General features: G+C 53.0%; 4 protein-coding genes and 1 pseudogene. 1 reads left to right on the top strand and 4 read right to left on the bottom strand.

Annotation, left to right across the window (positions count from 1 at the left end):
- The 3 genes and pseudogenes from ACS5WU_RS07585 to ACS5WU_RS07575 all read right to left on the bottom strand — a co-directional run.
- Positions 1–291, bottom strand: a pseudogene (locus tag ACS5WU_RS07585) (hypothetical protein); the annotation flags it as partial.
- Between the two features lie 35 nt (positions 292–326).
- A complete protein-coding gene (locus ACS5WU_RS07580; RefSeq protein WP_302760361.1) occupies positions 327–2,741 on the bottom strand; it encodes a hypothetical protein in 2,415 nt (804 codons plus the stop codon).
- 239 nt (positions 2,742–2,980) lie between these two features.
- The gene (locus ACS5WU_RS07575) at positions 2,981–3,583 is read right to left on the bottom strand and encodes a recombinase family protein (RefSeq protein WP_046443628.1); all 603 of its coding nucleotides are present in this window, start codon (positions 3,581–3,583) and stop codon (positions 2,981–2,983) included.
- A gap of 125 nt (positions 3,584–3,708) precedes the next feature.
- Here ACS5WU_RS07575 and ACS5WU_RS07570 point away from each other — a divergent pair, with 125 nt between their 5' ends.
- Entirely contained in the window at positions 3,709–4,902 is a 1,194-nt protein-coding gene (locus ACS5WU_RS07570; RefSeq protein ID WP_046443650.1) for an ATP-binding protein, read from the top strand.
- A gap of 105 nt (positions 4,903–5,007) precedes the next feature.
- Here ACS5WU_RS07570 and ACS5WU_RS07565 read toward each other — a convergent pair whose 3' ends face one another.
- Positions 5,008–5,913 carry a radical SAM protein gene (locus ACS5WU_RS07565; protein WP_302760370.1) on the bottom strand — a complete coding sequence of 302 codons (906 nt, stop codon included), beginning with the start codon at positions 5,911–5,913 and terminating at the stop codon, positions 5,008–5,010.
- Positions 5,914–6,000 lie beyond the last annotated feature (87 nt).

Raw genomic sequence — 6,000 nt, 5'->3', positions numbered from 1 at the left:
TGCCGTTACCTTATAGGTGTAGGAAGCGGAGTTGCCAAGCGTGATCAGCATACTTTCGTTACCCATATTGGACGACTTGCTGACATACTGCAGCCCGCTTGTTGCGATATCCGCGGAGATTCCCGCCACATCCGACGGGCAGCTCACTGTAAAGGTAACCGTATCGCCAACGTTTGGCGAAGGATTGCTGACGCTCACCGATGGAGCCGCAGCGAACGCGGTAACGCTCATCGCCATTACCAGCACAGCCGCCAGCACGATCGATAAAACAATCTTTTTCTTTTTATTCATTTCTGTTCATCCTCCAAATTTATTTTTGCAGTTTCTTACAGCATGATGTTCGAAGCGGTAACGATATCACCAATCGTGATGCTGCCGTCGCCGTTCATATCGCCTGCCGCAAAGTATGCGCCGCTCAAAGGAGCGCTGCCCGTCATGTCGTTCGACATCACTACGAGCGAACCGATGCTGACGAAGCCTTTTCCTTCCACGTCGCCCTTGATGACGATGGTAAGCGTATCAATGATCGTGCCGTCCGCTGCCACGAGGTTTACCGTGCAGCCCGTTCCGACCGTATCGCCGTCTGCAAGCGTTTCACCCGCCGCGTTCCTTGCCTCTACAGGCACTGTAAACATTGCCGCGATATCGCCGGCCCTGAGCGCGCTTGCTGCCGATGTGCCCGCCATGAAGCCTGATACATAGCCTGCGTCCTTATCGATCGTGAGCCCACTGTCCGGATTTACGTCAATCGAGGGCTTCGCGTCGGTTACAGTCAGCGTAGCCTCAAAGGTTGTTGCGCTTGTGGCATAATTGTTGTTTGTGACCGTGCACTGGTATTTCCAGCCGTTCATATCCGTTGTGACAGGAACCGTAACATAGGTTGCAGCCGTTGCGTCCGTCTCATCGTCTATGGTAACGAATCCACCACTGCCCTTTTTCACCTTCCACTCATAGGTCAGGCCGGAAGCCGGTTCCACCGTAGCAAGCACAGAGAAGGTAGCCGTCTCGCCTGCCGCTGCCGTTACATCCACAGGCTGTGTCCTGATAACCGGAACATTCGGGACAACCACAGTAAGCCTTGCAGCGTCCGAGGTCACTGTTTCCGTTCCTGAATTTCTCGTTACCTTGCACTGGTAAAGTCCTGTTTCCACACCGGCAGCCGCTGTGATTGCCAGCGTATCGGTAGTCGCTCCGCTGTATACGCCGCCATCGCTGACGTTGCTGAACGTCCTGCCGCCGTCTATGGATTTTTCCCACTGGTAATCGAGCGTCGCGCCTGCTGCCGCGATCTCTGCTTCCACAGAAAGCTCAATGTTTTCGCCCGCTTTGATCTCAGCGCCAACGGGCTGCGTTATGATTACCGGAACGTTATCCACATCCCAAACGGTAAGCGCTACCGCATTGGAAGTCACCTTGTTTGACGGTTCCGCACTGTTCGTTACTTCGCACTTATAAGAGTTGTTGTCCAGCCCCAGTGTCGCTGCGCCAAGGTCCAGCGTCGGCTGCGTTGCGCCCTTCATGGATGCGAAGGCGCCACTGGAGTTTACCTGTACAAACCACTGGTACGAAAGCGCGTCGCCTGTGTTCACGCTCGCCTCTACGGTGAAGCTTGCGTTTTCGCCCGCCACTACGGTCAGTGCTTCCGGCTGCGCGTCGATCACCGGTATTGGGCTGAGCGCCACCACCGTCAGCGTCGCCACTGCGGAAGTGACTGTTTTGGATGTGTCCTTACTGTTGGTAACGACACACTTGTATTTGTAATCGTTCATCGCGGTTGTCGTCTTGTCAACCGTATAGGTTGCTTTCGTCGCGCCCGCGATATTTCCATAGTTGCTGCCGTCCGTGCTGATCTGCCACTGGTAGTTAAGCGCGTCGCCCGTCGCGACCTCGGCCTGTACGCTGAAGGTGGCTCCCTCTCCTTCGAGGACTGTAATATCCTTCGGCTCACCGTTCGCGGATATCACCGGGACGTCGCTTACCGCCGGGGCAGCCGTTACCTTCAGTGTCACCGCAGCGGATTCGCCCTGCACGCCCTGATAGCTCTCGTTTGTCACCACGCACTTGTACTGGTCGTTGGTGTCGTCCACTGCCGGAGCCGTGAGCGTAAGCGTTTTGTCCGTCGCGCCCGCAACGTCCTGCCAGTTTACAGGAGAGGCTACTGCGCCCGCGTCGTTCTTGTTTACCTTCCACTGGTAGGAAAGCTGGCTGCCCGGCTTTACGACCACATTTGCCGTAAGCGCGGTTTTCGTGCCTTCCACTACGCCCGTACCCGTGATTGCGTCAGCCGGCTCAGCCGCTACTGTGACCTGCGGAATCTGGTTGGTTGGTTCAGACGGGATACCTGTTACGGTAAGCGCCGCCGCGTCGGACGTGGTCTGCTGCCCGGTTGCCGTGTTTATGATCACGCACCGGTAATTCCAGCCGTTCATCTCCTCAGTCGCCGCGGGCGTTGTGTAGGACGCTGTCTTCGCGCCCGAGCCTACCGTATCGATATCCTCCCACGCGCCGTCTGCGGCCTTCTGCACCTGCCACTGGAACGTGCAGGCAGCCGCTGCCGGGCCGCCCGACTCGTCAAGCGCTACTGTAAACGTAGCCGGCGATCCAATGGCCGCGCTTGCCGCGCTCGGCTGCGTCTGGATCGTCGGTACGGTGGTTGCCGCAAACGCCCCCACCGGGATCAAAGCGGTAATCACCAGCGCAATCACTACGATGACCGCCATTTTTTTCCGAAACTGTTTCATTGTCTCCTCCTTCATTTCTCAAAAGTTATACTTTTTGGGAATCGTGTTTTTCGGAAAAAAAGGCTTGATTTTTCTATATATTTTGCTAAAATAAAAGACAGATGAGAATTTCATGCGATTCTCACTGGTTACAAAAAAGTATACGTTTTTAGAAACATTCGAGACTGGTCAATCAATGTTTTCGAGACCGGCCAAATACAATGATTTGAGACTCAATGATAGGTTTTTTTGCGGCGTTGTTATGCGTCGCTTTTTTTATATTCCTGCGCCTTCCGGTAGAAGGTGCTTTGCGGAATGCCCGCCGCGCGCACCGCTTCCGCTGCGGAAATACTTCCGGCTTCCCACTTCGCACAGATATCGCGGAAATTTTGCGGAAGGCACGCGCGCGGCCTTCCAAACTTTACCCCCCGCGCCTTTGCGGCGGCAATTCCCTCTGCCTGACGCTGGCGGATGTTGGAGCGTTCGTTTTCCGCTACGAATGACAAAAGCTGTAAAACGATATCTGCAATCAGCGTTCCCAAAAGGTCTTTCTCACGCGTCGTATCCAGAAGCGGCATATCCAGCACCTTGATATCAGCCCTTTTTTTCTGCGTAATCGTGCGCCACTGCTTCATCACATCCGTATAATTCCTGCCCAGCCGGTCAATGCTTTTTACGACCAGCAGGTCTCCTTTTTTCAGACGCGAAAGCATCCGCAGGTATGCCGGGCGTACAAAATCCTTACCCGACTGCTTATCAAGATACACATTTTTCTGCGGCACTCCATACTTTTCCAGCGCGTCCCTTTGACGGCCTTCATTTTGTTCCCTTGTGGATACTCTCATATATCCATATACTGCCATGTTTTTATCCCTCCTATGCTTGATGCCAATATATGAGACACATCCGGTTTCTTTTGATTTTTTTGAGCCCGGATTGTATAATAGTAACGGATTTAATGATCGAGAAAAATAAGAAGGTGCAAAAAATGACAAATTTTAACGAAATCGCATTGAAGCTCCGTTCGCTCGTTCTGTTCCGCAGCATCCTCGGAGACGGCGTAACAAAACGATTCCTTATGCTTACGGATTCGCTTGAAAAAGGCGATGCAGCCGTAAGCGTGGGCCTCTATGCAGATTTCTGCTCCGCCCTGTTTGCCCACGGGACTGATTTTGGCGCATATATTCTGGACTACGCGTTGCAGGATGAAAATTTATATATGCTCAAATGCGCGCAGGAAAAGACGATAGAAGCACCGCTCAAAGCTTGCCTGCAGGCTGAGCTTGCCATATTACAGGAGCTTGGCAGCATCAAAAGCGCTGACGTACGGCGCGTGATTCCTTATGAAGGCTTTTTACCGGACTGGGATAACAGCGCGAAGGACTTTACCGCCGTATACATGGAACGCATGGATAAAATACGCACCCATGGCTATGGTATTTTTGCCAAATACCATATGTTCACCGTTTCCGGCAGCCGCATCGTGCCGGTCAGATATCCGGACGAAACGAGGCTTTCGGACCTGTCCGGATATTCCTGGGAGCGCAAATGCGTGATCGACAACACGCTTGCACTGCTTGAAGGCAAACCTGCGGCAAACGTACTGTTGTACGGGGACAGCGGCACGGGGAAATCCTCTACCGTAAAAGCCGTTGCAAATGAATTTGCACCGCGTGGGCTGCGGCTGATCGAAATCAAAAAAAAACAGCTGCGTGAAATTCCCGCGCTGATCGAAAGCCTTGGAAAAAATCCATTGAAATTTATTTTGTTTATTGACGATCTTTCCTTTACAAAGGACGATGATGATTTTGGCGCGCTGAAGGCCATATTGGAGGGTTCCGTCTCCGCCCGCACCAGCAATCTTGCGGTCTATGCCACCAGCAACCGCAGGCATCTTGTGCGCGAGACGTTTTCTGACCGCGAGGGAGACGAGGTTCACGCAAACGATACCGTACAGCAGCTCGTTTCGCTTTCAGACCGCTTTGGGCTTACCATTACGTTTTCCCGTCCGGATAAGGCGCAGTATCTTTCCATCGTCTCCTATCTGGCAGAGCTTTACGGTATTGATATGGACGAACAGGAGCTATACCGCCAGGCGGAAATCTATGCCCTCGAACGCGGCGGGCGTTCCCCGCGCGTCGCCAAGCAATTTTTAGAACAGGTGCAATCGATTGGCGTTTGAAAAAGCGTATGAATCGAGACTACAGCAACAAAAAACAGCTGTATCACCACGAGTAGTACATATCAAAAAATCCGCTTTATTAAGCGGTTTTTTTGATTTTCCCTTTTAGTTGTGGAGTTCGACGCCTGTGAGGTCAAACGGAGGGATAAAGCTCTCTTCAGCCGTATTTCCTTCCTGCACAAATCCGTTTTCGATACCCAAATCAACCGCAAAATCAATCAGTTCTTCGTATTCTTCATTCTTTACCTTATGCCGCAGCTCTTCCGGCACGCCGGGCATGGGCGTGTACTGGTTCATCAGGCTGATATAAATGTCGTCCCCGTAGGTACGGTATAAATATTCTACAATCGCTTTGGAATCCCGCAGCTGCCCCGGGAGCATAAGGTGCCTCACGATCACGCCTTTTTGCAGGATGCCGTTTGCGCCAAAAACAGCGCGGCCTGCCTGCCTTACCATTTCCGCGAGCGCGGTTTTGGCATATCCTGCATAATCCTGCGCATGGGAATATTTCTTTGCAGGCTCACTGTCCATATATTTGAAATCCGTGAGGTAAACGTCCACGGTTTCCTTGAGCATTTTCAGCGCCCATACGCTTTCATATCCCCCGCAGTTGTAAACGAACGGAACCCGCAGTCCTGCGCGCCGCGCGAGCTTTGCCGCGCTTATGATCTGCAACGCGTATTGCGTAGGCGTTACCAGGTTGACATTGTGCGCGCCCTGTTCCTGCAGCTCAAGAAAAATTTCCGCGAGGCGTTCGGTTGTAATCTCCTTGCCCGCTGCGCCGCTGCTGATCTGCGCGTTTTGGCAGTATACACAATGCAGCGGGCAACAGGAAAAAAACACCGTTCCCGAACCTTTTTCGCCGGAGATACACGGTTCCTCCCAAAAATGCAGCGCCGCCCGCGCGACCTTCACGCCTCCTCCTGCCCCGCACATTCCTTTTTCCCCGTTCGCCCTGTCCGCCCCGCATTCCCGCGGGCACAGACGGCAATGTTTCAAATACTCTTCCATGGGAAAATTATACCATTCGCCGGATGATTTTACTATCCAGGCCAAATCGATATTCCTGTTTTTTCAGCGCCGGCCGTGCGTCCGCCT

The organism is Christensenella sp. KGMB01412, assembly GCF_055522415.1.
This window is presented reverse-complemented; position numbering and strand designations above follow the sequence as displayed.